The sequence below is a fragment of the Rhodococcus sp. ENV425 genome, assembly GCF_002887785.1.
Classification (GTDB): Bacteria; Actinomycetota; Actinomycetes; order Mycobacteriales; family Mycobacteriaceae; genus Rhodococcus; species Rhodococcus aetherivorans.
This window is the reverse complement of record NZ_PCZU01000088.1, coordinates 1-25,105: the sequence shown is the minus strand read 5'-3', so window position 1 is coordinate 25,105 and position 25,105 is coordinate 1. Positions and strand designations below refer to the sequence as shown.

Genomic DNA, 25,105 nt, shown 5'->3' with positions numbered 1-25,105 from the left:
CGACGTCGCGGGCCCACGGCACGTGCCGGGCCGAGCCGTCGGCGGCCAGCACGGCGGCGGTGCGTGCCGCCGCCGGATCGGTCACCGCGCGCTTGCAGCCGGACAGCTGCAGCAGCCAGCCCGCGAGGAGGTCGTTCTCGGCCACCGGCACCGCCGCGGCACCGGCGCCCGCGGCGCCGAGCAGATATGCGGCCTCGGCCCAGCCCGCCTCGCTGCCCCCGTCCGCCTCCGGACCGGTGAGCCGGGCGAGACCGAGTTCGACCAGAGTGGACCACAATTCGCGGTCGAGGCGCAGCGGCCCGGTGAGGCGGTGATCGTCGCCGCGGCGCTCTCCGAAGACCTGTTCGAGCATCTGCGCGAATTCGCGCATCTCCACATCGTTATCGGTCGACGTGCCGTTCGTCGCGTTGCTCATCAGCGCATCCCCAATCCCCGCGCGATGACCCCGCGCAGAATCTCACTCGTGCCGCCTCGGAGGGTGAATCCGGGACGCTGCATGACACCCGACCGCACCAGCTCGGCGAACTCGTCACCAGCGGTGTCGCTCTCGCCGGCCAGCTCGTCGGCGAGGTCGGCGATGTCGCCCTCGGCCTGCGTGCCGAGCACCTTGACCACCGAGGCGGCGACCTCCGCGTTCTCATGCCGCTGCAGCGCCTCGGACACCCCGCGCGACATGTGGTGCAGGCCGAAGATCCGGCCGACGAACGCGCCGATGCGGGGGTCGGCCGGCAGGCGGCCGGCGGCTGCCTCGTCCACCGCGCCGGCGAGCACACCGAAGGTGGACATGAAGCGTTCCGGGCCGCTGCGCTCGTAGCCGAGTTCGGAGGTGACCTGCGCCCAGCCGTCGCCGATCGTGCCGAGCACGAGGTTGTCGGGCACGAACACGTCGTCGAGGACGACCTCGTTGAAGTGGTGCTCACCGGACATCGACAGCACGGGCCGGATCTCCACGCCGGGCGAGTCGAGCAGGACGATGAACTGGCTCAGCCCGGCGTGCCGGTGCGCCGGGTCGAGCGGGGCGGAGCGGGCCAGCCCGAAGAAGGCGTCGGCGTGGTGGGCGCCGGAGGTCCACAGCTTGGTGCCGGTGATGCGCCAGCCGCCGTCGACCTGCACGGCCTTGGTCTTCACGCTCGCCAGGTCCGATCCGGACTCGGGCTCGCTCATGCCGATGGCCCAGCAGATCTCGCCGCGAGCGATGCCGGGAAGGAACCGTCGCTTCTGCTCCTCGGTGCCGTACTTGAGCAGCGAGGGCGCGGCCTGCCGGTCCGCCACCCACTGGGCGGCGACCGGCGCGCCGACCGCGAGGAGTTCCTCGGTGACGACGAAACGCTCCATGAAGGTGCGGCCGTGCCCGCCGTACTCGGTGGGGATGGTCATGCCGACCCAGCCGCGGGCGGCCAGGGCCTTGGTGAAGTCGGTGTTCCAGCGGGCGAGCCAGGTGTCCACGCCCGGGGTGAACACGCCGGCCTCGATCTGCTCGCGCAGGAAGGCGCGCACCTCGGCCCGCAACGCTGCGAGACTCGGGTCGGGGGCACCGGCGGACGGTACCAGTGATGTACGCATGGTCGTCTTCTTCCGTGAGGGGGTCAGGGTCGCGGCTGCAGCAACAGCAGGGCCAGATCGCCGTACCGGGCCGCGATGTCGGCGGGGGTGTCCGGACCGTCCGGGTCGTACCAGTTCGCGATCGAGGTCGTCATCGCCAGGATCGAGCGGCGACAGTCCTCCGGGTAGGGGGTGGTGAACGCTCCGGATCGCATCCCATCCTCGATGATGCTGCCCAGCAACTCGTTTCCGGAACGCCGCCGCTGCTCGTAGACGGCCGCGTTCTCCGGTTCCAGGTTGCGAACCTCGGTGCCGATCATCAGGCTCTGTTCCTGGCAGATGGTCCGGAACCGGACCAGGGCGACCACCAGGGCCCGGAGCCGCTCCACCGGGTCGTCACCGACGCGTGACAGCTCCTCGTCGCACATCGCGTCGAAGGCGTTCACGCCGTCGATGAGGATGGCCAGCAGCAGGTCCTGCTTGTTCTTGTAGTGGTAGTACAGCGCCGACAGGCTCACGCCCGCCTCCTGGGCGATCGTCCGGATCGACGACGCACCGTATCCGTTGCGGACGAACTCGCGACGCGCCGCCTCGATGAACACCCGTTGCCGCTCCGACGGCGCCACGGTGTCGCCCTGTCGTGCGTATGTTCCCCGTCGAACACTCATCCGTTTCCTCCGGCGGTCGCGGGGCGCAGCGCCCCCTTGACGAGCTTGCCGGTGGGTGTCCGGGGCAGCGCGTCGACGAAGTCGACGCTGCGCGGGCACTTGTACCCGGCGATGCGGTCGCGGCAGTAGGCGATCAGCTCCGCAGCGAGCGCGTCGTCGCCGGCGACGCCCGCCGCCGGCTGGACGACCGCCTTGACCGATTCGCCCATCTCGGCATCCGGCACACCGATCACTGCCACGTCGAACACCTTGGGGTGCAAGGCGAGGGCGTTCTCGATCTCCTGCGGATAGATGTTCACCCCGCCGGAGATGATGGTGAACTTCGCCCGGTCGGTGAGGAAGAGGTAGTCGTCCTCGTCCAGGTATCCGATGTCCCCGGTCGTCGCCCAGGTGGGGTGGAGCGGGTTGCGGGACTCGGCCGTCTTCTCCGGGTCGTTGTGATACTCGAAGCTGTAGCCGGGACGTTCGAAGTAGATCAACCCGATCTGTCCGTGCGGCAACTCCGTTCCGTCCTCGGCACAGATGTGCGCGAGGCTGGCATGGCCGTGTCCGGTGCGGCCGACGGTGCCGGGCTTCCGGAGCCATTCCTGCGGCGAGACGATGGTGCTGCCCACGGATTCGGTGGACGAGTAGTACTCGTAGATCACCTCGCCCCACCAGTCGATCATCGCCTGCTTGACCTCGACGGGGCACGGCGCGGCGGAGTGGATGGCGGCGCGCATCGCGGACAGGTCGTAGCGGCCGCGGACCTGCTCGGGCAGCTTCAGGAGCCGGACGAAATGCGTGGGCACCCACTGACTGTGGGTCACGCGGTAGCGCTCGAGGTCGGCGAGGCAGGTCTCGGCGTCGAACCTGCCCGCGACGATCGCCGTGCCGCCGAGTGCCTGCGCCGCGGCGCCGAACCGCAGGGGCGCGGCATGGTAGATCGGGGCGGGCGCGTAGTACACGCAGTCGTCGTCGAAGCCGAAGCTCTGCAGCAGCCCGACCGCGTTGGAGGCCGCCTGCTCACCGACCTGCGCTCCGCTGAGCGCGGGCTTGATCCCCTTCGGCCGGCCGGTCGTGCCCGACGAGTAGAGCATGTCCGTCCCGCCGGGCTGGTCGACCGGCGCGGTGGTGCTCATCGCGGCGATCTCGGCCTCGTATCCGAGGTGGCCGGGAACGTCGCCGCCGAACGCCAGGCGGTGCCGCACCTTCGGCGTGTCGCCGGCCACGGCGACCGCGAGGTCCACGAGCGGCGCGGACACCACGAGAGCCGCGGCGTCACAATCGTCCACGATGTAGGCGACCTCGGGCGGGGCGAGATGCGTGTTCACGAACGTCACGTACATGCCGGAACGCACTGCAGCCCAGTACAGTTCGAAGACGGTCACGTCGTTGACCGACAGCACGGCGAGGTGGTCGCCCGCGCCGAGGCCGTGGGCGCGGAGCCAGTGCGCGAACTGCACCGAACGGTCCTCGAGCTCGCGGTAACTGATCTCGCGCCCCGTGGCCGCCTCGATCGCCGCCGGCTTGTCCGGGGTGATCGAGGCATAGCGTCCTGGATACATTCGTGCTCCTTCTGCCGGTCCCACCGGGACGTCTAGAGGCCGAGGTCCTTGGCGATGATCGTCTTCATGACTTCGCTGGTGCCGCCGTAGATCCGGCTGACGCGGGTGTCGGCGTAGAGGCGGGCGATCGGGTATTCGGTGATGTAGCCGTAGCCACCGTGCAACTGCAGGCACTTGTCGATCACGCGGCCGGCGACCTCGGTGCAGTACAGCTTGGCACGGGCGGCGTCCGCCACCGACAGCTCGCCCCGGTCGAGCAGCTCGAGGCAGTGGTCGGCGAAGACTCGCGCCGCCTGCACCTCGGCGGAGCATTCCGCGAGAACGAACTTGGTGTTCTGGAAGGAGGCCACCGGCTTGCCGAACACCTTGCGGTCCTTGGTGTATGCGACGGCATGCTCGATCGCGGCCGCGGCCTGGCCGACCTGGTTGAGCGCGATGCTCAGGCGTTCCTGGGGCAGGTTGTGGGCGAGGTAGCCGAAGGCCTTGCCCTCCTCGCCGAGGAGATTCTCCACCGGAACCCGCACATCCTGGTACGACAGCTCGGCGGTGTCCTGCTGGTGCAGCCCGATCTTGTCCAGCTTGCGACCGACGGAGAACCCCTCGGCATCGGTGGGCACGCAGAGGATCGACAGGCCGGCACGGCGGTCCTCCGGGTCGAACGGCGCCGTCCGGCAGACGGTGAGGACCAGGTCGGCGGTGACGCCGCCGGTGATGAACGTCTTCGCGCCGTTGACGACGTAGTGCGAGCCGTCGGCGGACAGCTTGGCGGTGGTGGCGATGTTGGCCAGGTCCGAGCCGGTGCCGGGCTCGGTCATCGCGATGGCGGTCATCATCCGGCCGGACGCGAAGTCCGGCAGCCAGCGCTTCCGCTGCTCGTCGCTGCCGTACTCGAGCAGGTACGGCAGGATCAGGCAGGAGTGCACGGTGTAGGAACCGAACGACACGCCGGCCCGGGCCACCTCCTCGAACACGATGGCGTTGTACTTGAAGCTCGATTCGCCGCCGCCGCCGAACTCCTCGGGCACCTGGATACCGAGGACGCCGAGCTCACCGAGACGGTGGAAGAACTCGCGCGGCGGCCGGCCCAGCGCATCCCACTCCGCCTGATGCGGCAGAACCTCGCGGTCGATGAAATCCCGCAGCATGGAACGGAATTCGTCGTGTTCCTGAGTGAAGATCGTCCGCTCCACGGCCGTCTCTCCTTCGTTGTGTGCGGCGGCTCGGGGGCCGGGGCGGTCAGTTGCCGGTGAAGTTCCCGGTGCGGCGTTCGAGGAACGCCGAGAGTGCCTCACCGTGGTCGGCGGTGTGGTGCGAGAGGGCCTGGAACGCGGCGGAGAGCTCGAGGATGCTGTCGAGATCCTGGCGCTGCCCCTCGCGCATCAGCTTCTTGGTCATGCGCAGCGCGTGCGGCGGATTCACCGCGACGCGGGCGGCGAGTTCGTTCGCGGTGACCAGCAGCTGCTCGGGTTCGACGACGCGGGAGACCATGCCCCAGTCCAGCGCGGTCGCCGCATCGACCCGGTCGCCGGTGAAGGCCATCTCCGCGGCCCGCGCCGCACCGATGGCGCGGGGCAGCAGCCACGCGCCGCCGTCGCCGGGGATGATGCCGAGCTTGACGAAGCTCTCGGCGAAGAATGCGGTGCTCGAAGCGATCCGCATGTCGCACATCATGGCCAGGTCGCAGCCGGCGCCGACCGCGGGTCCGTTGACGGCGGCGATGATCGGCACCTCGCAGTGGTAGATCGCCTTGGGCAGCCGCTGGATTCCGCGACGGTAGCCCTCACGCAGCTGATGCGGGGCACCACCGAACATCCCGGCGCGGTCGGCCATGTCCTTGACGTTGCCGCCGGCCGAGAACGCGCTGCCGGCGCCGGTGACGATCACCACGCGGGTCTCGTAGTCCGCGTTCGCCTCCTCCACCAGCTGCACCAGCCGCTCGACGACGTCGTCGCCGGAGATCGGATTGCGCGCCTCGGGCAGGTTGATCGTCCACGTCGTGACGTGGCCTTCCCGGCGGGAGAGTACGACGTCCTCGGGTGCGCTCATGCGGAGGTCCTTTCGGCCGGCGATCGGCGGCAGGCAGCAGATTAGGTCGAACGATCGTTCAAATTACTGCCTTGCGGACCGGTTGTAAAGGCATGGACGGATCGACTGCCGTTGTTCGGTGACCGACGGTCACGCGAAGTCGAACATCGGCGGGAGGAGGCAGACGACCAGCGCCGCCCAGATGCCGAAGACGGGCAGGTAGCGGGTCTGCCAGCGTTCGAGGGAGCCGAACCCGCGGCGGCCACGGACGAACCCGAGGACGAGCCGGGCCGACCAGGCAAGATTGACCAGTAGGACCAGGTTCATCCCGAGAGCGGCCACCTTGTTGGGGGTGAAGCCGAACTCCGCGATCCGGGTGAGCATGGCTGTGAGCATGAGCAGGTCGACCGCGAGAGCGAGGACGACGAGGACGAGCTGGAGACGGTCGAACAGGTCGGGCGGCAGGTGAGGTTCGCGGGCGGAGATCGCATACAGCAGCAGCCCCAGGACGACGACGAGGATGAGGTCCATCAGGATCAACAGGTTTCGGTCGACGTCGACGACGCTACCGGTGGTCGCGAACGCCGCGAGCAGCACCAGCAACATGAGGATTGTGAGGGGTGTGAACACGCGGGTGAGGACGGGCGCGATGTTCTCCACCACGTTCTGCTTCGCCTCCACGAGCCAGGCGGCGACGACGACCGCGCCCGCCGCACCGAACGGCAGCACCCACTCCTCGACGACCCACTCGGCATCCGTGCCGAGCGCGTCGAACGCGCCGATCGTCAGGCCCACGAGGACGCCGCCGCCGAGGGCGAGCAGGGTGAGATAGACGACCCATTCGCCGGTGAATCGGACGAAGTCCATCCACCGCCGGTCGGACCGCCACTCGCCTCCGACGTAGGCGAGGCCGACGACGAACCACAACGCGATCGGGGCATGGATCGCGGCGATCACCTCGGTCGATCCGTTCGGGACGAAGGGAAACGCGTTCGTCACGACCGCCACCAGGGCGAACGGCACCAGCAGCGCCGCGGCGCCGCGGGGCGTCACGCGGCGCTTCCAGGCGAAGTACCCGGCGAGGAACGGAAGCACGAGCAGGCTGACGTTGCGCACGACGACGCCCTCGTCCAGTGTCGCCAGTCCGGCCTTCAGGGCGACCGCCGCGCCGACGGCGAGCGCGAGCACGACGAACAGCTCACGTGTGGGCCGCGTGGCACCGTCGTCCGGTGCGGGCATCAGCACGAGTTGCTTCCACAGGCGCTCGGAATGCTCCCGCGCGAACTCGCGGGAGATGTCGTCCACGCTGCCCATGCGTTTGACCGCGACCAGGAAGGCCTCGTCGGTCCCCAGTCCGGCGGCGGACAGATCCGAGATCTGGTCACGCAGGTGGTCTTCCATCTCGTCGGCGTCGGCGGCGGATATCGCGCGACGACGCTCGACGTAGCCGCGCCACTGACCGATCTGCGACTCCAGCGCGGCATCGGTGTCCATCACGACCATCCTCCGGCGGGGGTCGCGGGCACCTCGGCGCAGCGCCAGACCTGGTCCAGCGCGTCCGCCACGACGTCCCACTGACTGCGCCGTTCCGCAAGCACGCTCCGGCCTGCGTCGGTGATCGCGTAGTGCTTGCGCCGTCGCCCACTGTCGGAACTTCCCCACGACGCCGACACGTATCCGGACCGTTCCAGGCGATGCAGCAGCGGGTACAGCATTCCGTCGGTCCATTGGATCCGTCCACCGGACAGATCCTTGACTCGTTTGAGGATGGCGTACCCGTAGGAGTCGCCGTCGGCGAGGATTCCGAGCACAAGCGGGGTCGCCGAGGCCGCCACCAGGTCCTTGTCGAGGTACATAGAACTCCTATGCCTAGATCAGCTAGGTATCAACCTAGCAGATTCAGGCATGAGCCAACCGCACTTCTCGATGCGCCCGGTTCGTCCAAGGCCGGCACGCCGGCGGGGTTGATCGCGAGGGTCGGGGGCGTACGGACAGCGGTCAGGACTTCTTCGGCTCCGCCTCGACCTCGTCGTCGTCGGCGAAGACGAGCCGGCCGTCGTCCAGCGCGACGGCCCACCGGCGCACCGGCGCCCAGTCCCGCCCGAGCTGCTCGCCGGCCCGGGCGGCTTCGCTCGCATAGTCCTCGACCACCACTCCGGGCAGTCGGCTCTTGTCGTCGCCACGACGCACCACCACCCGCGAGCCGACGGTGAGCCCGCCCCTGCCTGCAACTCCCGAGTTGTCACTCATGACAAATGATCATTGCATCGATCGCTCTTCCGGACACCCCTACCACGGCAGGACCGCCTCCGTGTCGGCACCTGCGCGTCACCGGCGGCGCCCATCTCACTCGACCACCGGGAAGAGGGACTCGCCGTCCTCGGGGCTGCCGCCGATCTGACCTCGATCGACCCGCGAGTCCTCGACGATGACACCCTCGACCAGCTCTGCGTGCTTACGTCCGCCGTCGATGACGGCTGTGTCGCCTCCGCCGTCGTAGACGGCTGTGTCGCCTCCGCCGTCGTAGACCTCGTCGACGATGTCCTCGGTCAGCTCGTCGTCCGGCATGGCCGCAACCGGCCGCTCGAGCGGCTCCGGGGGCGCCACGTCGGGTTCCTCCTCGGCGAGGCGCTGGTCCAGCGACTCGCCTTCCTGCTCCTCCCGCTGCGTGGTGCCGAACCGGTCGGCCCCGCTCCAGCCCTCCGGCGGGTCCACGACCTCGTCGCCGTCGTCGTTGCGGACTTCGTCGGAATCGAGGCCCTCGCTCGGGCTGAGCGTGTCGCCGGGACCGTCTTCGATACTCATGGCTGCGAGGTACCCGAGCCGTGGGACCGCGAAACGCGGACGGGTTTGCCTGCCCCGGATACCGTCTATGCCCGGGGCACGACCACGGCGAGGGGGCCTTCCCATGGGCGAGAACGACCTCTTCCAGCACATCGAGGGGCTGGTGAGCGAGAAAAGGTCGACTCCCGTCGCCGGTGACGGACACCGCGAAGGACGAGTTGGGGAGTAGACATGGGCGAGAGCTCGGGAACCGGGGACGCGGAGACGCTGACCGTGGAGCTGGAGGACGCGGGCGGCACGTCGTGGTGGGCCTCCCTGCTCGCGACGCTGAGTTCGCAGTACGGCAACGCGTACAAGCGGTTCGTCGGCCGGGTAGACGAGGAACGCCGCTATGTCGGTCCCACCTTCCCGGTCCCCCGGACGTGGGGGGACATCCCGCCGCAGGAGGCGTGGGCGCCGGAGATGAACCGAAGCCTCGCCGAGGTGCTCCGGCACATCGAGGACGATCACTGGGTGCAGACCGGTAACGGGCAGCAACCGTGGGAGTTCCGGTTCACCCGGCCTCGGTGACCGGATCGCGAGGAGGATTCCGTGCGGGTACGATTGTGGAAAACTGTTGCTGCAGTGGCCGTCTCGGTAGGATTGGTCACGTCGTGCGGCGACGGCGACACCATGCCGGGTGCGCAATCGACCATGAGCGCGTCCGTTCCCGCGTCGGCACCGGCACCGGCGACGACGGCCGAGAGCGCCCCCGCGTCCTCCTCGCCGGAGACGTCGCCGGCCGCGACGAGCGAGGACGCGACGCCACCGGCCGGGTCGTCCTTTCCCGGAGAAGACCTCACCCCGGAGCAGGCCGAAGCGCTTCAGCGCGCGGTCGACGAGGGTAGCCAGCCGTGGCGGCTGGACCCGTCCCTCGTCGCGCAGGCGTTCGTGGCGGACCGATTCGGATGGAGCGACACCGACGCACGCGCGGCCGACCCGCACACCGTCGAGGTGACCAACCGGGCGGACGGCAGCATCGTGGTGCTCCAGCTGCGCCGGCCCGTCCGGGAGAGCGCCGACGGAATCTGGGTCGTCACGGACGGCGTCCGGATCGGCTGAGCCACCAGCGGAAGTGCAGCCGGCACCCGCTCGCCGGAATCATGCCTCCGCCGCGGCCCGCCGGACCAGGTCGACGATCGCCTCGGGGACAGCCCACTGCGGCGCATGCCCGGCCCACGGCAGCGGCACGAACCGGGCCCCGGGAACCAGCGGGACGTACCGCACCGTCTGCGCGGAGGCGACGACGTCGAGTACGCCCTGCGCGAGGGTGACGGGGCACGCGATCCGGTCGAGACCCGTCGGCACGTCCGTCGGCACGGCGTTCCACAGCATCGCCCCCCGATTCCGCGAATCCTCCCTTCATGGAAAGTGATTCGGATCGCGAGGCGCGCCACGGCAGGGCCACCCGAGCCCCGGTGGCCCTGCGCCACTCACACCGGCTCGAGCAGTTCCGGGCGGTTGTTGCGAGGGTTGTTGACCGCGGTGCCGACCTCGTAGGGCTCCAGGTGGGGTTCGGGGACGGAGGCGATCAGCGCGTCGACGTCGTCGCGGTCGGTGAGGGCCGGATCGAGCCACACGTCGTGGAAGGACGGCGGCAGCACCAGCGGGCACCGCTCGTGGATCTGCCCGGCGGCGTCGGTGGCCTCCGTCGTCAGCACCGTGACGGTCCACAGCCACTTGTCGGGATGGTCGTCCGGCAGGCTCGGATCCGGCCACAGCTCGTACAGGCCGGCCATTCCGAGCACGCCGTCGCCGTGCAGGAAGTACGGCACCTTGGTGCCGTCCTCGCGCTTCTGCCACTCGAAGTACCCGTCGGCCGGCAGGATGCACCGTCGCCGGGCGGCCGCGGCCTTGAACGACGGTTTCTCGGTGATCGTCTCGCAGCGGGCATTGATCAGCCGGTTGCCGATCTTCGGGTCCTTGGCCCACGACGGCACCAGCCCCCACCGGGCGGACCGGAGCTGACGCACCGCCTCCCCGCCCGGATCGTCCTTCGGGGCGCGCTCGAGCACCACCCGCACCGTCTGCGTCGGCGCGACGTTGTACGACGGGGGCAGCGGCTCGCCCACCGTCTCCACCACGTCGAACAGGGAGCGCAGTTCCTGATCGGTGACCGTGCTCGCATACCGACCGCACATGCCGCCCACCTTCTGTCGTCGTGCCTCGACCGGTCGATTCCCATGGTGCCGCACCGCACCGACATGCGCCGGACCGTATGTGACGCCGGTCATCGGCGCAGGTCGTCCGGCCGGGACGCACGGCCGGGCGCGCTAGCCTGGTGCCGGGACCGATCGTGCGAACCCGGCGACGACGTCGCGGGCAGCCGCGGTCTCCCCCGACGTGCCGGTACCTTCCGGGTCCGGCACGCAGTCTGTCCCCCATCGGATTGGAGTACATCGTGGTCGACCTCGCCTATGTCATCGCCGGGTCCGAAGCCACCGGCGGCGCAGGGTTGCAGGTGGATCTGAAGACATTCCAGGAGCTGGGCGTCTACGGCGTCGGCACCACCACCTGCATCGTCTCGTTCGACCCGCGGAACGACTGGTCGCACCGCTTCGTCCCGATCGCGCCCGAGGTCATCGCGGACCAGATCGAGGCCGCCACCGCGGCCCACGACCTCGACGTCGTCAAGATCGGCATGCTCGGCACCCCCGCGACCATCGAGGTGGTCGCCGAGGGCCTGCGTCGCCGGTCGTGGCGGCACGTCGTCCTGGACCCGGTGCTGATCTGCAAGGGTCAGGAGCCCGGCGCCGCGCTCGACACCGACAACGCGCTGCGCGAGGCCGTGCTGCCCCTGGCCACGGTGGTCACCCCCAACCTGTTCGAGGCCCGCACCCTGGCGGGGATGGACCGCATCGACACCGTCGACGGCCTCGTCGAGGCCGCCCGCCGCATCCACGCCCTCGGCCCGCGGTACGTCCTGGCCAAGGGCGGCGTGGAGCTGGCCGGCGACGACGCCGTCGACGTGCTCTTCGACGGCGCGGAGGTCACCGTGTTCTCCGCGCCGAAGGTCGGCCGGGAACGGGTCTCCGGCGCCGGCTGCACGCTCGCCGCGGCCGTGACCGCCGAACTCGCCAAGGGCGCCGACGTGCCCGCCGCCGTCGCGCTGGCGAAGGACTTCGTCACCGCCGGCATCGAGGGCCGGGTCGGGGCGCACACGCCGTTCGACACGGTGTGGCAGGGCGCGTACGCGGCGTCGCGCACGGCATAGGACCACCCCGTCCGTCGGCGATCCGGATTCGCCTATCGGAGTGCATGTTTCGGACATCGACAACCGCCGGGACGGTTGTCGATGTCCGGAACCGGCGCGTGTGGCTCGGTATCGCGATGCGCGGGCACGTCCGACGCCTATCGTGGACGGGCATCCGTCCGCTCGGCCGAGAGGATTCCCATGACCGCGATCCGGACCGCGCTCGTCACCGGCGGCACCGGCGGGCTCGGTGCCGCCGTCACGACGCATCTGCTCGAGACCGGCTGGCGGGTCGTGGTCCCCTGGGTGGCTCGTACCGAACTCGGCCGGCTCGCGGACCATCCGCGTCTGCATCTCGTGGAGGCGGACCTGTCCGACGAGGCGCAGCTGCGGCAGGCCGTCTCGCTCGCGGCGGCCGAGGAATCCGCGCCCCTGTTCGGTGTGGTGAATCTGGTGGGCGGGTTCACCTCGGGGCCGCGGGTGCACGAGACTCCGATCGAGGTCCTCGACGCCCAGCTGGATCTCAACGTGCGCACCGCCTACGCCGTGACCCGCGCGGCGCTGCCGCACCTGCTCGCCGGCAGCGGTGGGTCGGTGGTCTGCATGTCGACCGCGGCGACGAAGCGGCCGTTCGCCGGGGGCGCCGCCTACGTCGCGTCGAAGGCCGCCGTGACCGCACTGGTCGAGACCCTGGCCGTCGAGTACGCCACCGACGGCGTCCGGGTCAACGCGCTGCTGCCCGTCGTCATCGACACGCCCGCGAACCGGGCGGCGATGCCCGACGCGAACCGGCGCTCGTGGTCGCAGCCCGCCGAGATCGCGCGCGTGATCCGGTTCCTGCTCTCCGACGACGGCGCCGCCGTCACCGGGGCTTCGATACCCGTCACGCATGTGGGCTGACGCGCCCGGCGCACTCCGCACCCGTCGGGCCGCTCCGGCTCGAACCGAGCGAATGGACCATGCTGTCGACGTGAGGAGCTGAACGATACATTCGCTCGCCCCCGCGCCCCGCGCGCCCGCGCCCGCGCTACGCGGGTAGCTCGAGCCCCTGCTCGCCGGCGCGGCGCGCCACCTCCTCCGGGAAGACGTTGCGCAGCAGGTACAGGTCCTGGCCGATGACCCAGCCGGGGGCGAGGGCGGTGGCGTAGCGCTCGAAGTAGCCGAGCTGCTTGCCGAACAGCACCAGTTCCTCCGGGCTGGCGATCCCCCATTGCTTGCCGAGCCGGATCAGCGCGACGATGAGTTCGCTGAGCCGGAGCTGCCCGAGGTCGCGGCCGAGGAGCGGAGCGAGGGCCTGCGCCACCTGCCGGCCGATCTCGGCGTCGTCGGCATCGAGTCCGCTGGTGTAGCCGAGTGCGCGGATGCCTTGCGCCACGCGGGCGAAGTCCCCGTCGATGGCGGTCGCGCGGAACAGGTCGCGCAGGATGGCGCGCCAGTGCTCGGGCAGCTCGCCGACGATGCCGAAGTCCAGGAAGGCGAGGCGGCCGTCGTCGAGCAGCCACAGGTTCCCGGCGTGCACGTCGCCGTGGAACGGCCCGTGCAGGACGACCGATTCGATCCATACCTTCACCCCGCGGCGGATGAGCAGGCGGGTGTCGATGCCGGCGTCGGCGGGCACGCGGTCCATGGGCACACCGCGAAGGCGTTCCATGCAGATCACGCGCGGCCCGCAGTAGTCCCAGTACACCTGCGGCGTGGTGACGGCCGTGTTGTCCCCGAACGCGCCGATGCACTCCCGGAACCGGCTCTGCCGGTCCGCCTCGACCGCACTGTTGAGTTCGGTCATCGTGGACGAGTGCAGGTCGCGGATGATGGCGGTGGCGTTCGCGATGCGGAAGAACTCGAAGGCCTGCAGCAGGCGCGCGCCGAGGTAGGCCGCACGCAGGTCGATGAGCATGCGGTGGGCGATGCCGGGCCGCTGCACCTTCACGACCGCCTCCCGCCCGTCGTGCAGCACGCACGCGTGCACCTGGCCGACGGACGCGGCGGCCAGCGGCAGGTCGTCGAACCGGGCGAACAGTTCGCCGACGGGATGCCCGAGGTCTTCCTCGATCACGGCGCGGGCCTGGTCCGCGGAGACGGGCGCGACGTCGTCCAGGCAGCGCAGGCACGCGTCGGCCAGCGGCTTGGGGAACACACCGGACGACGACGCCATGAGCTGGCCGAGCTTGACGAACGTGGGGCCGAGGATCTCGAATGCGTCGACGGTACCCTCGGCGGCGGCGTCGGCCGGGCCGCGCCCGTCGGGTCGCAGTGGCCAGGCCAGCAGCTTCAGCAGCACGCTGACGACGAGCACCACAGCGACGACGACCGTGCGGCCGGCTTCGCGCAGACCGAAACGCTCGAGCGGGGGCATGTCGACGTGCAGGGCCGACGCGGGCGGTCCCCCGGCGTACGGGCCTGTCGGTCGTGGCGCGATGTCGGGCACGCGTCCCCCTCGTCCTTGCTGCCTGCCGGCGGGGCTGTCGGCCGGGGGCAGTTACTGGACGGTACCCGGAGTGCACAGATAGTTCGAGACCCTGTTTCCTGTCGGCCCCCAGGGCTACGCTCACGCTCGTAACTGCACTTCGGACCGACGGGCAGGCGGGGGCACACCATGACGGAGCAGGTTCTCGATTCGCAGGACGACTTTCTGACGCTCGCCGGTCCGTACCGGCGTGAGCTGCTGGCGCACTGTTACCGGATGAGTGGCTCGATCCACGACGCGGAGGACCTCGTGCAGGAGACGTACCTGCGCGCCTGGCGCGGCTACGCCAACTTCGGCGGCCGCTCGTCGCTGCGGACGTGGCTGCACCGCATCGCGACCAACGTGTGCCTGACCGCGCTGGAGGGCCGGTCGCGCCGGCCGCTGCCGACGGGGCTGGGGGCGCCGAGTTCGGATCCGGTCGACGACCTCGTCGAGCGCGGGGAAGTGCCGTGGCTCGAGCCGATTCCCGGCGGATCCCTCGGCGACGACGGTCGGCCGGACGACCCGACGGACCCGGCGGCGATCGTGACCTCGCGCGAGTCCATCCGTCTGGCGTTCGTAGCGGCGCTGCAGCATCTGTCGGCGCGGCAGCGGGCAGTGCTGCTGCTGAGGGACGTGCTGCAGTGGCGGGCGACGGAGGTGGCCACCGCGCTGGACACCTCGACGGCCGCGGTGAACAGCCTGCTCCAGCGGGCCCGCGCGCAGCTGCAGCAGGCGCAGGTGACGAAGGAGAATCTGGTCGAGCCGGAGAGCCCGGAGGCGCAGGCGCTGGTGCGGCGCTGGGTCGAGGGGTTCGAGAAGTACGACATCGATTCGATCGTCGAGATGCTCACCCAGGAGGCGGTCTGGGAGATGCCGCCGTTCGAGGGCTGGTACCGCGGCGCCGAGGCGATCGGGACCCTCATCCGGACGCATTGCCCGGCGAGCGGGCCGGGAGACCAGGTTCTGCTGCCGACGGTGGCGAACGGGCAGCCCGCCCTCGGCCTCTACATGAGAGGCGAGGACGGGCAGCACCATCCGTTTCAGCTGCAGGTGCTCGATGTCGTGGGCGACCGGGTGGTGCATGTGACGGTGTTCTTCGACACCGAGCTGTTCGCCCTGTTCGGGCTGCCCGAGCACCCCTGACGCCGGCCGCTACGTCTGCACGGACGTCTCGGCCTGGGGTCCCATCGCGGCGGCCGCGGCCTCGACGTCCATCCACATGACCTCCCAGACGTGCCCGTCGAGGTCGCGGAAGGCCCGGCCGTACATGAAGTCGGTCTTCATCTCCTCCGAGCCGGCGGTGATCCAGTCGCTGCCACCGGCGGCGAGCGCGGCGTCGACGAGCCGGTCGACCTCGTCGCGGCTCTCGGCGGACACGCTCATGAGCACCTCACGGGCCGTGGCGGTGTCGCAGATGTCGCCGGTGATGAAATCGCGGAAGCGCGGCTCCTCGAGGAGCATCACGTAGGTCTGTTCGTTGATCTCGAGGCAGGCGGTGTTGGCGTCGCAGAACATCTCGTTGAAGGTGAAGCCGAGAGCGTCGAAGAACGTGCGGGTGGCGGCGACATCCTTGACGGCCAGGTTGGCGAAGAGCATGCGGGACATCTTCAACTCCTTGCGTGTGAGCGGGCGGACGGTACCTCGGGTGAGGGTGTCGAGCAGGTAGACCACCCGGCAGCGGGAAACTCATCGCCCGCCCGGGATCGCCGAAATCCCGGCGCAGAGCCGTGCGAGGAACTATGCTCTGCGGCCGGTGCTCAGCGCACCGAAGCGATGGACCATACCCCAGCGGGTATGTATCCTGGCTTCATCCGGCCGACGGAGACGATCGGCCGTCACAGACACCGCGTCCCACCTCCCTCCCCCCGTAGGCGGGACGTGGCGCCGGGCGTCACGCGCCCGGCGCGGACCCCCTGCCCTCCCCTCCCCTCGGGCAGGGGGTTTGCCGTTTCCGGACCGGCCGGCTCGCGCCCGTCGCACGGCAGGAACAAATCCCCCGGCCGGTCGGTTAGAGTAGTTGAACAGTCAACTACATGCCGAAGGAGCCCGCCATGCCCGCGGTGACCGTAGACAACATCCTCACCCTGCCCCGCATCCCGTCCCCCGCGCCCGACGCCCCCGCCCGTCCCGTCCTCGGCGTCCGTACCGCCCCCGTCGGATACGAGGGTGAGGGTTTCCCCGTGCGCCGGGCATTCGCAGGCATCGACCAGCGCTTCCTCGATCCGTTCATCCACATGGACCAGATGGGCGAGGTGCAGTACGCACCCGGTGAACCCAAGGGCACCCCGTGGCACCCGCACCGCGGCTTCGAGACCGTCACCTACATGATCGACGGGATCCTGGAGCACAAGGACTCCAACGGCGGCGGCGGCACCATCGGCGGCGGCGACACCCAGTGGATGACGGCGGGGTCGGGCATCCTGCACATCGAGGCCCCGCCCGAACATGTCGTGGCCAGCGGCGGCCTGTTCCACGGCGTGCAGTTGTGGGTGAACCTGCCCCGGGACAACAAGATGGCGCAGCCCCGATACCAGGACATCTCCGGCAGCCAGGTGGCCCTGGCCTCCTCCCCCGACGGCGGCGCCCTCGTCCGCGTCGTCGCCGGCGAGATCGGCGGTGTGCGCGGCCCCGGCGTCACCCACACCCCGATCGCCCTCGCCCACCTGACCGTCGCGCCCGGCGCCTCGGTGACCCTGCCGTGGCGCCGGGAGTACAACGCGCTCGGTTACGTGCTCGCCGGGGACGGCACCGTCGGCGCGGAGCGCGCACCGATCCGGGCGGGACAGACCGCCGTGTTCGGACCCAACGGTGACAGCGTCACGTTCACCGCCGCCGCCACCCAGGACTCGCGCACCGCGTCGCTCGAGGTGTTCCTGCTCGGCGGGCGGCCGATCCGCGAGCCCGTGGCGATGTACGGGCCGTTCGTGATGAACACCAAGGCCGAGATCATCCAGGCGTTCGAGGACTTCCAGGCCGGCCGGCTCGGGACCGTCCCGGCCGAACACGAGCAGTTGCCGTAACGCGCGCCGGGACCGGGGCGCGCATCCGAAAGCTGCGCGGCCCGGCCCGTCCGCGCCCCGTTCCGCTCCGTACCCTGAACCGCGATACCTTTCGAGGAGACACCATGACCGACGCCCCGACCATCGACATCCGGCGCGCCGAGGACCGGCTGACGACGAAGATCTCCTGGCTCGATTCGAAGCACTCGTTCTCCTTCGGGCACCACTACGACCCGGACAACACCCACCACGGGCTGCTGCTGGTCAGCAACGACGACACCGTCCTGCCGGGCCAGGGCTTCGACACGCATCCGCACCGCGACATGGAGATCGTGACCTGGGTGCTGCGCGGCAGCCTCGTGCACCAGGACTCGATCGGGCACTCCGGCGTCATCTACCCCGGCCTGGCGCAACGGATGAGCGCCGGGACGGGCATCCTGCACTCGGAGAAGAACGACTCCTGGCGACTGCCCGGCGTCACGGGGCTGCACGCCGGGGAGCACGCCGAACCGGTGCGCTTCATCCAGATGTGGGTGGTCCCGGACGAGTCGGGCATCACCCCCGGCTACGAACAGCTCGAGATCGACGACGAGCTGATGCGCGGCGGACTGGTGCCCGTCGCGACCGGGATCCCCGAGCACCGCGACCACGCCGCCATCCGCATCCACAACAGGTACGCCGGGCTGTCGGTCGCCCGGTTGCAGCCGGGCCGGACGGTCGTCCTACCCGATGCGCCGTACCTGCACGTGTTCGTCGCCCAGGGCACGGCCGAGCTCGAGGGCGCCGGCACCCTGCGGGAGGGTGACGCCGTGCGACTGACCGGGTCCGGCGGACAGCGGATCCACACCGACACGGCCGCGGAGATCCTCGTGTGGGAGATGCACGCGCATCTCGGCTGACCGGGGTGGGCGGGACGCCCCGGTCCCGGCCTCGGTACGGTGACCGAGCGAACCCTCGCTCCGTCCCTCCCGATCCCAGGATGCCTCCCGTGACCGTCACCGCCCCCGAAACCGATCGCCTCAACGCCTTCATGGGTATCGACACCGTGGTCGGGGAGCCCCGAACGGTGGCGTTCCGCCAACCGCTCGGCAACCGGTTTCTCGACCACCGCGGCCGCACCACCGTCGGGTCCGTCGGTGTGCTCACCGACGTCGTGCTCGGCGCCGCCCCGCACCTCGTGTGGCGGGGCCAGGGCCGCGACACCCGGTCCGTACTCACCCAACTCAGCGCGTCGACCGCGAATCCGATTTCCGCCCAGGGGAATCTGCACGGTACCGGCCGCGCCGTCCACGTGGACGAGGACACGGCACTGAGCACCGCGCAGATCCGCGACGACGCAGGCGATCTGGTGATCCAGCTGACGGGGCGGTCCATGGTCGTGAATCGTCCCGCCGTGTTCGACGCAGACTCGTTCGCGGACGCGTCCGGTCTGTCCCGGCCCACCCCCGAACCCTGGACGGATCCGGCGGAGCTCACCGACCGCCCCGGGCTCGACGTAGTCTCCGGCATCGCCGCCGGCACGGTGGCCCGCGGACCGCTCGCGGGACTACTCGGCCTGCGCCTGCAGACCGTCGAGAAGGGCCACGTCACCGCGGTGGTGCCGCCGGTGGAGTGGATGGCCAATCCCATGGGGGCGGTGCAGGGCGGGGTGCTGGTCTCCGTCGCCGACGCCGTCGCCGAACTGGCGGCCCAGACCCTCACCGCCGCCGGCCGGCAGTACCGGCTGCTGAACCTGACCCTCGACTACCTGCGCTCACCCGAGGCGCCGGGACCCGACATGCTCGTCGAGGCGAAGGTCACCCGTGCGGGCCGGCGACTCGCCTCGATCGACACGCACCTCACCGCACCGGACGGCGCGGTCCTGGTGCGGGCCCACGCGAGCGTGCACATGGGTTCGCTCTGAAGGTGTCGGCTTCCGACCGCGCTCGATCAACTCGCCGAGCGGCGGGCGGAGACGACCCTCGTCCGGCCCCCGGGCTCGGACCGTCGCATCAGGGGCGGACGCAGGTCGTACCGGTCAGTGGTCGTCGTAGTGCCCGTCGTGCGCGGCGTGCCGGTGCCCGTCGTGGATGTAGTCCAGGTGATCCCCGTGCGGGACGGCCACGTGCCCGCAGCCTTCACCGTGGACGTGGTCGTGTCCTTCGTGGGCCACATGCTCGGCGGGTTCACACTCGTCGACGTGTCCGTCGTGGACTCGGTGCAGATGCCCGTCGTGCACATAGTCGACGTGGTCGCCGTGTGGCACGGCCACGTGCCCGCAGCCCTCGCCGTGGGCGTGTTCGTGGCCTGCATGTTCTCGGTGGGTGGTCATCGCCGCGCTCCTCGGACAGACGAAACCGTTTCGCGCTTCCCAGTCTCCCACCGTCGTCCGTGGTTCGGAAACAGAGCCGCCGGTGATCCTGCTGTTCGTGTTCGAGGCGGTCACCGGGCGCCGCGTGCACCACTGACAGGTCCCGGGTCGGCACGGGGTGCGGGCTCCTCGGCAGGCCCTCAGGTAGCCCGCCGTCAGGCCGCCTGCCGGGCGACGACGACACCCGCGGCGCCGAGGCGCGGGAACCGCATGTCCGAGATGGGGGTGACGCTACCGAGGCGGTTGGTGACGAAGGCGATCGACAGGCCGGTTTCCGGATCGGCGAACGCGCCGGAGCCGCCGAAGCCGAAGTGGCCGATCGACTGCAGCGGCTGCTCGCGCAGGGCGACCCAGCCCGGGTGGTAGCCCAGCCGCCAGTTCGGGCGGATACCGAGCACGTAGTCGCGGCGACGGGTCTGCACCTCCAGGACCTGTTCGAGGGTCTCCTCCTTCAGCAGCCGCGCCCCGCCGAGTTCGCCGGCGTTCGCGAGGGCCCCGTACATCCGGGCCAGCGCGCGAGCGGTGAACACCCCGTTCCACCCCGGCATCACCGCGTCGTGCGCCGCGGGGCTGCGGGCCAGCTCGTCGAAGCCTTCGGCCATGCCCGCTTCGGCGACGCCGCGCAACCCGGGCAGCCGCGACAGCACGGTGCCGGTGACCGCCCACGGCGCGGGGGTCGGATTCAGCCGGGGGAACACCCGGGCGATGCGGTGCCGATCTTCCTGCGGCACGTGGAACCAGAACTCGCGCAGACCGAGTGGGCCGGCGATCTCCTGCTCGATCAGCTCGGTGAAGGACAGGCCGGTCACCCGGATAGCGATCTCGGCGACGAGGTTGCCGTAGGTGACGGCGTGATAGCCGGGGCCGGCGAGCCGGCGCGGGTCCGGCGCGGCTGCCGCGAGGGCGGCCGCCACCGCGTCGGAGTCGAGCAGCCCGAAGCGTCCCGGCACGAGGCCGCGCGCGCGGTGCAGGCCGGCGCGGTGCGACATCAGTTCCCGGACGGTGATGGATTCCTTCCCGGCGGCTCCGAATTCGGGCCAGTACGCCGCGACCGGTTCGTCGTAGTCGACGAGCCCGCGCTCGGCGAGCCGGTGCAGCACGGTGCTCGCGACGCCCTTGCCGGTGGAGAACGACAGCGCCACCGTGTCGTGGGTCCAGCGCTTGTCCCGGGACGCCCAGCCCGCCCAGATGTCGAGCACCGGTTCGCCGTGCAGGTACGCGGCCAGCGCCCCGCCGCCCTGCCGGGTGTCGCGGAACATCTTGAAGAACCGGTCGGCAACCGGCAGGAAGCGAGGGTCGACGATCATCTCCGTCCGGGGGTGCTCGCCGTCCACCCGCCTGGTCGCTCCGGTGTCGGAACTCATGGCGCCACTCCTACCGCGGCCTCCAGTTGTGACAGAGACCGCTCTGTCAGAGGTATCAACGCTTCGATGTCCGGTATTACTTCCCCACCGGCCACATATCCGAAGCCGACTCGGTCGGCATACGAGCACACCGTGACGTTGAGAGCCATCCCGTCGTACACGATCGACACGGGGTAGATCTCCTCGAGGTGGGCGCCGTTCCAGTACAGCTCGGTACGCGGGCCGGGCACGTTGGAGATCGGAAGGTTGTAGCCGGGCCGCACCCTCGGGTCGAACGGGAGCATCGGGACCAGAATGGTCGGCAGGATGCTCGGAGCTGCCACCAGCAGCGACGGCACCGGCCCCAGCGACGCGACGCGCTCCTTGGCCACCTGCATCGACCGGTGGATCAGGCCCAGCCGGTCGGCCGGATCGGCGAGGTCGGTGCCCAGGGTGCACACCGCGGTTCCGAACGCATTGCCCGCCGTCCCGCCGTCCTCCCGCCCGCGTACCGAGACCGGGCAGATCGCCACCAGGGAGTCACCGGGCAGTTCGTCGTGCTCGGCGAACCACGAGCGCATCGCCCCGGCCACAACGGCCGTGACGACGTCGTTGCCGGTCACCCCCGCCGCGTGCTGGATCGCGCGCAGCCGCGCCTTCGGCCAGCCGGCGGCCGCGAAGGTGCGGCCGGCTCCGAGAGGGCCGTTGAGCCGGGTGCGGGGCGCCGCGAACGGCAGCACGGTGGTGTCGGTGGTCAGGCCCTGCACCGTGGAGCGGACCTGCCCTTCGACGGTCCGACGGACCAGACCCATCCCGGAGGCGACCGTCCCGACGGCCGAGCGGGCCAGGGCGAGCGGGGTGGGAAGCCCGCCGTGCGCGGACCCGGGCCGGTCCCGCCCGCCGGTGGCGAAGAACGGGGACATCGACCGACGATCGGGGTCCGGCGACATCGACTCCTCGATCATCCGCAGGCCCGCGATCCCGTCGAGGACCGCATGGTGGACCTTGATGTAGAGCGCGTACCGGCCGTCGGGAAGGCCGTCGACGAGGTGCGCCTCCCACATCGGGCGGGAGCGGTCGAGGGGCTCGGCATGCAACGCGCCCACCAGCTGCCACAACTCGTCCCGTCCGGCGCCCGGCGGCAGCGACGCCCGCCGCACGTGGTAGCTCAGGTCGATGTCGTCCACGTCGCGCCAGGCCCACCACCCGCCGGTGTCCACTCCCCGGTGCGCCCGGCGCCGCAGCACCGGATCCACCTCGCCGCCCCGGCCGAGGGCGTCCCGGTACGCGTCGTCGACGAACCGCGGGCCGGCATCCTCGGGCGGGTCGAGGATCAGCACCACCGCGACGTGCATGGGGTTGGCCAGCAGCTCCGCCGTCATGAGAACGGCGTCGATCGGGTCCATCAGACCCACATGCTCACCCCGCTTCCACGTGTCTGTGAGGCTTCGGTCACGGTAACTCGAGCGGGACGCGTCGCGGGCCGGGACGGCCGGTCGCGCACGCGCAGGCCCGTGCCGGGTGCGGAGAATGGGTGTAAGGATGGACGACATGACCATCGTGGAGCATTCCCGGGCTCGGCACTCGGGCATCGACCTGACCCACCTCGACGAGAGCACCCGAGCGCAGGACGATCTGTTCGAGCACGTCAACGGGCGCTGGCTCGCCGAACACGAGATCCCCGCCGACCGGGCCCTCGACGGCGCGTTCCGCACGCTGTTCGACAAGGCCGAGGTCGACGTCCGCACCCTCATCGAGGAGGCGGCCGCGTCCTCGGCCGAGCGGGGCACCGACGCGCAGCGCATCGGCGACCTGTACGCGAGCTTCCTGAACACCGAGGCCGTGGAGGCGGCGGGGCTGAGCCCGATCGCCGGCGAGCTGGCCGCCGTGGCGGACGCCGCGGACCGGGCCGAGCTCGCGGCCGTGCTCGGGCGGCTGCAACGCGTCGGGGTCGGCGGCGCCGTCGCGCACTACGTCGACACCGACGCGAAGAACTCGTCGCGCTATCTGATGCACACGACGCAGTCCGGCCTCGGCCTGCCCGACGAGTCGTACTACCGCGAGGACGGCCACGCCGAGATCCGGGCGCAGTACGTCGCGCACATCGGGCGCATGTTCGAGCTGACGGGCATCGGGCACGACCCGCAGCGGGTCCTCGACCTCGAAACCCGGCTGGCCGCCGGGCACTGGGACGTGGTCAAGCGGCGCGACGCCGACCTGTCCTACAACCTGGTGACGTTCGAGGCGCTGACCTCCGGTCGGCCCGGCTTCGACTGGCGCGGCTGGATCGACGCGCTCGGCGCCACCGAGGAGCAGTGGGCCGAGATCGTGGTCCGCCAGCCGGACTTCCTCGACACGTTCGCGCGGCTGTGGGCCGACGCGCCCCTCGAGGACTGGAAGGCTTGGGCCACCTGGCGGGTCCTGCACGCCCGCGCCCCGTACCTCACCGAGGCGCTCGTCGCCGAGAACTTCGCGTTCTACGGCCGCACCCTGACCGGCGCGCAGGAGATCCGCGACCGGTGGAAGCGCGGCGTGGCGCTCGTACAGGACCTGCTCGGCGAGGCCGTCGGCAAGCTGTATGTGGAACGGCACTTCCCGGCCGAGGCCAAGGCCCGCATGCAGCACCTCGTCGCCAACCTGCAGGAGGCGTACCGGCGCAGCATCGCCGATCTGGAGTGGATGAGCCCGCAGACCCGCGAGGCGGCGCTGCGCAAGCTGGAGAAGTTCACCCCCAAGATCGGCTACCCGGACAAGTGGCGGGACTACTCGGCCGTGACGATCGACGCGGGCGATCTGGTCGGCAACTACCGCAGCGGCTACGCCGCCGAGTACGACCGCGACCTGGCCAAGCTCGGTGGGCCGGTGGACCGCGACGAGTGGTTCATGACGCCGCAGACCGTCAACGCCTACTACAACCCGGGTATGAACGAGATCGTGTTCCCTGCCGCGATCCTGCAACCGCCGTTCTTCGACCTGCACGCCGACGACGCCGCCAACTACGGCGGGATCGGCGCCGTCATCGGCCACGAGATCGGGCACGGCTTCGACGATCAGGGCGCCAAGTACGACGGCGACGGCAATCTCGAGAACTGGTGGACCGACGACGATCGCACCGAGTTCGGCAAGCGCACCGCGGCACTGATCGCGCAGTACGACGAGTTCGAGCCGAAGGCGCTCGCCGGCCATCGCGTCAACGGCAGCTTCACCATCGGCGAGAACATCGGCGACCTCGGCGGGCTGTCCATCGCGCTGAAGGCGTACGAGATCGCACTCGACGGCGCCGAGGCGCCCGTGATCGACGGCCTCACGGGCCTGCAGCGGGTGTTCTTCGGCTGGGCGCAGGTGTGGCGGACCAAGGTCCGCGACGAGGAGGCGCTGCGCCGGCTCGCCGTGGACCCGCACTCGCCGCCGGAGTTCCGCTGCAACGGGGTGGTGCGCAACATCGACGCCTTCTACGAGGCGTTCGACGTGCGTCCCGGCGATGCGCTGTATCTCGCGCAGGAGGAGCGCGTGCGGATCTGGTGAGCCGGACGCCGGTGCGCCGCGCCCCCCGACGGGGCGGCGTACCGGCGCCCGACTAGGAGCGCGAGGCCTGAGGTACCGAGATCCCGCGCGAGCCGAACCAGGCCATCGGGTCCATCTTGGCGCCGCCCGGCTGCCACACCTCGAAGTGCAGGTGCGGCCCGGTGGACTGGCCTCGGTTGCCCATCGTGGCGATCACGTCGCCCGCCCGCACCTGCTGGCCGACGGACACGAGCGACTCGTTGATGTGCCCGTAGACGCCGATGGTGCCGTCGTCCTGCTGGATGCGAACCCACAGCCCGAAGCCGGAGGCGGGACCGGATTCGATCACGGTGCCGTCGGTGACCGACTTGATCGGCGTGCCGATGGCGTTGGCGATGTCGATGCCGTTGTGCGCCGTGCCCCAGCGGGGCCCGAAGCCGGAGGTCAGCGCCCCGACGGTCGGGAAGACGGCGCTCGGGCGGCTCGCGAGTTCCCGTGCGATCCGCTCGGACTCCTGCTGGGCGAGGCGTTCGGCCTCCTGCTGGGCGAGGCGCTCCGCCTCGCGCTGGCGCTCCGCGGCCTCCGCGGCGAGGCGCGCGGCCTCCCGCTCGGCGGCGCGCTGCAGCTGGTCGACGTACCGGTCGGTGCCGGCGTCCGGAAGC

The 25,105-nt window shown here is 70.6% G+C and carries 28 protein-coding genes; 10 read left to right on the top strand and 18 right to left on the bottom strand.

All coding sequences use genetic code 11. The features are described 5' to 3' along the window. The 10 genes from CQZ88_RS30580 to CQZ88_RS06990 all read right to left on the bottom strand — a co-directional run. The coding region (locus CQZ88_RS30580; protein ID WP_374703812.1) for an acyl-CoA dehydrogenase family protein at window positions 1-415 on the bottom strand (415 nt) is incomplete at its 3' end. Further along, on the bottom strand, window positions 415-1,563 hold the full coding sequence (locus tag CQZ88_RS07030) for an acyl-CoA dehydrogenase family protein (RefSeq protein ID WP_102799475.1): 1,149 nt from the start codon (window positions 1,561-1,563) through the stop codon (window positions 415-417). The genes CQZ88_RS30580 and CQZ88_RS07030, both read right to left, overlap by 1 nt. A gap of 23 nt (window positions 1,564-1,586) precedes the next feature. Continuing rightward, window positions 1,587-2,210 (bottom strand): TetR/AcrR family transcriptional regulator, encoded by a 624-nt coding sequence (locus CQZ88_RS07025; RefSeq protein WP_006947368.1) that lies wholly within the window; start codon window positions 2,208-2,210, stop codon window positions 1,587-1,589. After that, the gene (locus CQZ88_RS07020; protein ID WP_029546230.1) at window positions 2,207-3,757 is read right to left on the bottom strand and encodes an acyl-CoA synthetase; all 1,551 of its coding nucleotides are present in this window, start codon (window positions 3,755-3,757) and stop codon (window positions 2,207-2,209) included. The genes CQZ88_RS07025 and CQZ88_RS07020 overlap by 4 nt, the downstream gene beginning before the upstream one ends. Before the next feature lie 32 nt (window positions 3,758-3,789). Next, entirely contained in the window at window positions 3,790-4,947 is a 1,158-nt protein-coding gene (locus CQZ88_RS07015; RefSeq protein WP_029546232.1) for an acyl-CoA dehydrogenase family protein, read from the bottom strand. Window positions 4,948-4,993: 46 nt separating this feature from the next. Beyond that, window positions 4,994-5,803, bottom strand: a complete 810-nt coding sequence (locus tag CQZ88_RS07010) for a crotonase/enoyl-CoA hydratase family protein (protein WP_102799474.1) — start codon at window positions 5,801-5,803, stop codon at window positions 4,994-4,996. Window positions 5,804-5,932: 129 nt separating this feature from the next. Continuing rightward, a complete protein-coding gene (locus tag CQZ88_RS07005; RefSeq protein ID WP_102799473.1) occupies window positions 5,933-7,276 on the bottom strand; it encodes a permease prefix domain 1-containing protein in 1,344 nt (447 codons plus the stop codon). Continuing rightward, on the bottom strand, window positions 7,276-7,638 hold the full coding sequence (locus tag CQZ88_RS07000) for a PadR family transcriptional regulator (RefSeq protein WP_006947362.1): 363 nt from the start codon (window positions 7,636-7,638) through the stop codon (window positions 7,276-7,278). The genes CQZ88_RS07005 and CQZ88_RS07000 overlap by 1 nt, the downstream gene beginning before the upstream one ends. A gap of 142 nt (window positions 7,639-7,780) precedes the next feature. After that, complete coding sequence (locus CQZ88_RS06995; RefSeq protein WP_006947358.1) at window positions 7,781-8,032, bottom strand: hypothetical protein; 252 nt, start codon at window positions 8,030-8,032, stop codon at window positions 7,781-7,783. 96 nt (window positions 8,033-8,128) lie between these two features. Continuing rightward, on the bottom strand, window positions 8,129-8,587 hold the full coding sequence (locus CQZ88_RS06990; protein ID WP_102799472.1) for a hypothetical protein: 459 nt from the start codon (window positions 8,585-8,587) through the stop codon (window positions 8,129-8,131). A 210-nt stretch (window positions 8,588-8,797) separates the two neighbouring features. On the opposite strand from CQZ88_RS06990, the gene CQZ88_RS06985 reads away from it, so the two are divergent. Together CQZ88_RS06985 and CQZ88_RS06980 are read left to right on the top strand one after the other, a co-directional pair. Further along, window positions 8,798-9,136, top strand: a complete 339-nt coding sequence (locus CQZ88_RS06985) for a hypothetical protein (RefSeq protein ID WP_029546239.1) — start codon at window positions 8,798-8,800, stop codon at window positions 9,134-9,136. 123 nt (window positions 9,137-9,259) lie between these two features. Continuing rightward, window positions 9,260-9,667 carry an acyl transferase gene (locus CQZ88_RS06980; RefSeq protein ID WP_258008489.1) on the top strand — a complete coding sequence of 136 codons (408 nt, stop codon included), beginning with the start codon at window positions 9,260-9,262 and terminating at the stop codon, window positions 9,665-9,667. A 39-nt stretch (window positions 9,668-9,706) separates the two neighbouring features. On the opposite strand, the gene CQZ88_RS06975 is transcribed toward CQZ88_RS06980, so the two are convergent. Then, window positions 9,707-9,940 (bottom strand): alpha/beta fold hydrolase, encoded by a 234-nt coding sequence (locus tag CQZ88_RS06975; RefSeq protein WP_029546243.1) that lies wholly within the window; start codon window positions 9,938-9,940, stop codon window positions 9,707-9,709. A 98-nt stretch (window positions 9,941-10,038) separates the two neighbouring features. Continuing rightward, window positions 10,039-10,746 (bottom strand): SOS response-associated peptidase, encoded by a 708-nt coding sequence (locus CQZ88_RS06970; RefSeq protein WP_044476587.1) that lies wholly within the window; start codon window positions 10,744-10,746, stop codon window positions 10,039-10,041. Window positions 10,747-11,006: 260 nt separating this feature from the next. Between CQZ88_RS06970 and thiD the strand changes: the two genes are divergently transcribed. Together thiD and CQZ88_RS06960 are read left to right on the top strand one after the other, a co-directional pair. Then, a complete protein-coding gene (gene thiD, locus CQZ88_RS06965) occupies window positions 11,007-11,819 on the top strand; it encodes a bifunctional hydroxymethylpyrimidine kinase/phosphomethylpyrimidine kinase (protein ID WP_102799470.1) in 813 nt (270 codons plus the stop codon). A gap of 180 nt (window positions 11,820-11,999) precedes the next feature. Next, a complete protein-coding gene (locus CQZ88_RS06960) occupies window positions 12,000-12,698 on the top strand; it encodes an SDR family NAD(P)-dependent oxidoreductase (RefSeq protein WP_102799469.1) in 699 nt (232 codons plus the stop codon). 127 nt (window positions 12,699-12,825) lie between these two features. Here CQZ88_RS06960 and CQZ88_RS06955 read toward each other — a convergent pair whose 3' ends face one another. Beyond that, on the bottom strand, window positions 12,826-14,226 hold the full coding sequence (locus CQZ88_RS06955) for an AarF/ABC1/UbiB kinase family protein (protein ID WP_006947345.1): 1,401 nt from the start codon (window positions 14,224-14,226) through the stop codon (window positions 12,826-12,828). Between the two features lie 168 nt (window positions 14,227-14,394). Here CQZ88_RS06955 and CQZ88_RS06950 point away from each other — a divergent pair, with 168 nt between their 5' ends. Next, a complete protein-coding gene (locus tag CQZ88_RS06950; protein WP_006947344.1) occupies window positions 14,395-15,390 on the top strand; it encodes a sigma-70 family RNA polymerase sigma factor in 996 nt (331 codons plus the stop codon). Between the two features lie 9 nt (window positions 15,391-15,399). On the opposite strand, the gene CQZ88_RS06945 is transcribed toward CQZ88_RS06950, so the two are convergent. Then, window positions 15,400-15,852 (bottom strand): VOC family protein, encoded by a 453-nt coding sequence (locus CQZ88_RS06945; protein ID WP_029546253.1) that lies wholly within the window; start codon window positions 15,850-15,852, stop codon window positions 15,400-15,402. A 446-nt stretch (window positions 15,853-16,298) separates the two neighbouring features. Here CQZ88_RS06945 and CQZ88_RS06940 point away from each other — a divergent pair, with 446 nt between their 5' ends. From CQZ88_RS06940 to CQZ88_RS06930, 3 genes are all read left to right on the top strand, one after another. After that, window positions 16,299-17,267, top strand: coding sequence for a pirin family protein (locus CQZ88_RS06940; protein WP_006947342.1), 969 nt, complete (start codon window positions 16,299-16,301; stop codon window positions 17,265-17,267). A gap of 104 nt (window positions 17,268-17,371) precedes the next feature. After that, on the top strand, window positions 17,372-18,145 hold the full coding sequence (locus CQZ88_RS06935; RefSeq protein WP_006947341.1) for a pirin-like bicupin family protein: 774 nt from the start codon (window positions 17,372-17,374) through the stop codon (window positions 18,143-18,145). 89 nt (window positions 18,146-18,234) lie between these two features. Continuing rightward, complete coding sequence (locus CQZ88_RS06930) at window positions 18,235-19,149, top strand: PaaI family thioesterase (protein ID WP_006947340.1); 915 nt, start codon at window positions 18,235-18,237, stop codon at window positions 19,147-19,149. A 114-nt stretch (window positions 19,150-19,263) separates the two neighbouring features. Here CQZ88_RS06930 and CQZ88_RS06925 read toward each other — a convergent pair whose 3' ends face one another. Then, entirely contained in the window at window positions 19,264-19,557 is a 294-nt protein-coding gene (locus CQZ88_RS06925) for a hypothetical protein (protein ID WP_037201177.1), read from the bottom strand. Between CQZ88_RS06925 and CQZ88_RS29810 the strand changes: the two genes are divergently transcribed. Next, on the top strand, window positions 19,550-19,693 hold the full coding sequence (locus tag CQZ88_RS29810) for a hypothetical protein (protein WP_180986962.1): 144 nt from the start codon (window positions 19,550-19,552) through the stop codon (window positions 19,691-19,693). The genes CQZ88_RS06925 and CQZ88_RS29810 overlap by 8 nt on opposite strands. Before the next feature lie 58 nt (window positions 19,694-19,751). On the opposite strand, the gene CQZ88_RS06920 is transcribed toward CQZ88_RS29810, so the two are convergent. Together CQZ88_RS06920 and CQZ88_RS06915 are read right to left on the bottom strand one after the other, a co-directional pair. Beyond that, a complete protein-coding gene (locus CQZ88_RS06920) occupies window positions 19,752-20,960 on the bottom strand; it encodes a serine hydrolase domain-containing protein (protein WP_006947337.1) in 1,209 nt (402 codons plus the stop codon). Then, window positions 20,957-22,354 (bottom strand): wax ester/triacylglycerol synthase family O-acyltransferase, encoded by a 1,398-nt coding sequence (locus tag CQZ88_RS06915; protein WP_102799468.1) that lies wholly within the window; start codon window positions 22,352-22,354, stop codon window positions 20,957-20,959. The genes CQZ88_RS06920 and CQZ88_RS06915 overlap by 4 nt, the downstream gene beginning before the upstream one ends. A 136-nt stretch (window positions 22,355-22,490) precedes the next feature. On the opposite strand from CQZ88_RS06915, the gene CQZ88_RS06910 reads away from it, so the two are divergent. After that, complete coding sequence (locus CQZ88_RS06910) at window positions 22,491-24,464, top strand: M13 family metallopeptidase (RefSeq protein ID WP_006947326.1); 1,974 nt, start codon at window positions 22,491-22,493, stop codon at window positions 24,462-24,464. Window positions 24,465-24,516: 52 nt separating this feature from the next. On the opposite strand, the gene CQZ88_RS06905 is transcribed toward CQZ88_RS06910, so the two are convergent. Next, window positions 24,517-25,105, bottom strand: a 589-nt coding sequence (locus tag CQZ88_RS06905) for a M23 family metallopeptidase (protein ID WP_102799467.1), incomplete at its 5' end; no start/stop codon positions are given.

Bases quoted from the DNA above. Each gene is read 5' to 3' on its own strand.
- CQZ88_RS07030 (WP_102799475.1), bottom strand. From the start codon at position 1,563: ATGCGTACATCACTGGTACCGTCCGCCGGTGCCCCCGACCCGAGTCTC.
- CQZ88_RS07025 (WP_006947368.1), bottom strand. From the start codon at position 2,210: ATGAGTGTTCGACGGGGAACATACGCACGACAGGGCGACACCGTGGCG.
- CQZ88_RS07020 (WP_029546230.1), bottom strand. From the start codon at position 3,757: ATGTATCCAGGACGCTATGCCTCGATCACCCCGGACAAGCCGGCGGCG.
- CQZ88_RS07010 (WP_102799474.1), bottom strand. From the start codon at position 5,803: ATGAGCGCACCCGAGGACGTCGTACTCTCCCGCCGGGAAGGCCACGTC.
- CQZ88_RS07005 (WP_102799473.1), bottom strand. From the start codon at position 7,276: ATGGACACCGATGCCGCGCTGGAGTCGCAGATCGGTCAGTGGCGCGGC.
- CQZ88_RS07000 (WP_006947362.1), bottom strand. From the start codon at position 7,638: ATGTACCTCGACAAGGACCTGGTGGCGGCCTCGGCGACCCCGCTTGTG.
- CQZ88_RS06995 (WP_006947358.1), bottom strand. From the start codon at position 8,032: ATGAGTGACAACTCGGGAGTTGCAGGCAGGGGCGGGCTCACCGTCGGC.
- CQZ88_RS06990 (WP_102799472.1), bottom strand. From the start codon at position 8,587: ATGAGTATCGAAGACGGTCCCGGCGACACGCTCAGCCCGAGCGAGGGC.
- CQZ88_RS06985 (WP_029546239.1), top strand. From the start codon at position 8,798: ATGGGCGAGAGCTCGGGAACCGGGGACGCGGAGACGCTGACCGTGGAG.
- CQZ88_RS06980 (WP_258008489.1), top strand. From the start codon at position 9,260: ATGAGCGCGTCCGTTCCCGCGTCGGCACCGGCACCGGCGACGACGGCC.
- CQZ88_RS06975 (WP_029546243.1), bottom strand. From the start codon at position 9,940: ATGCTGTGGAACGCCGTGCCGACGGACGTGCCGACGGGTCTCGACCGG.
- CQZ88_RS06970 (WP_044476587.1), bottom strand. From the start codon at position 10,746: ATGTGCGGTCGGTATGCGAGCACGGTCACCGATCAGGAACTGCGCTCC.
- CQZ88_RS06960 (WP_102799469.1), top strand. From the start codon at position 12,000: ATGACCGCGATCCGGACCGCGCTCGTCACCGGCGGCACCGGCGGGCTC.
- CQZ88_RS06950 (WP_006947344.1), top strand. From the start codon at position 14,395: ATGACGGAGCAGGTTCTCGATTCGCAGGACGACTTTCTGACGCTCGCC.
- CQZ88_RS06945 (WP_029546253.1), bottom strand. From the start codon at position 15,852: ATGTCCCGCATGCTCTTCGCCAACCTGGCCGTCAAGGATGTCGCCGCC.
- CQZ88_RS06940 (WP_006947342.1), top strand. From the start codon at position 16,299: ATGCCCGCGGTGACCGTAGACAACATCCTCACCCTGCCCCGCATCCCG.
- CQZ88_RS06935 (WP_006947341.1), top strand. From the start codon at position 17,372: ATGACCGACGCCCCGACCATCGACATCCGGCGCGCCGAGGACCGGCTG.
- CQZ88_RS06925 (WP_037201177.1), bottom strand. From the start codon at position 19,557: ATGACCACCCACCGAGAACATGCAGGCCACGAACACGCCCACGGCGAG.
- CQZ88_RS06920 (WP_006947337.1), bottom strand. From the start codon at position 20,960: ATGAGTTCCGACACCGGAGCGACCAGGCGGGTGGACGGCGAGCACCCC.
- CQZ88_RS06910 (WP_006947326.1), top strand. From the start codon at position 22,491: ATGACCATCGTGGAGCATTCCCGGGCTCGGCACTCGGGCATCGACCTG.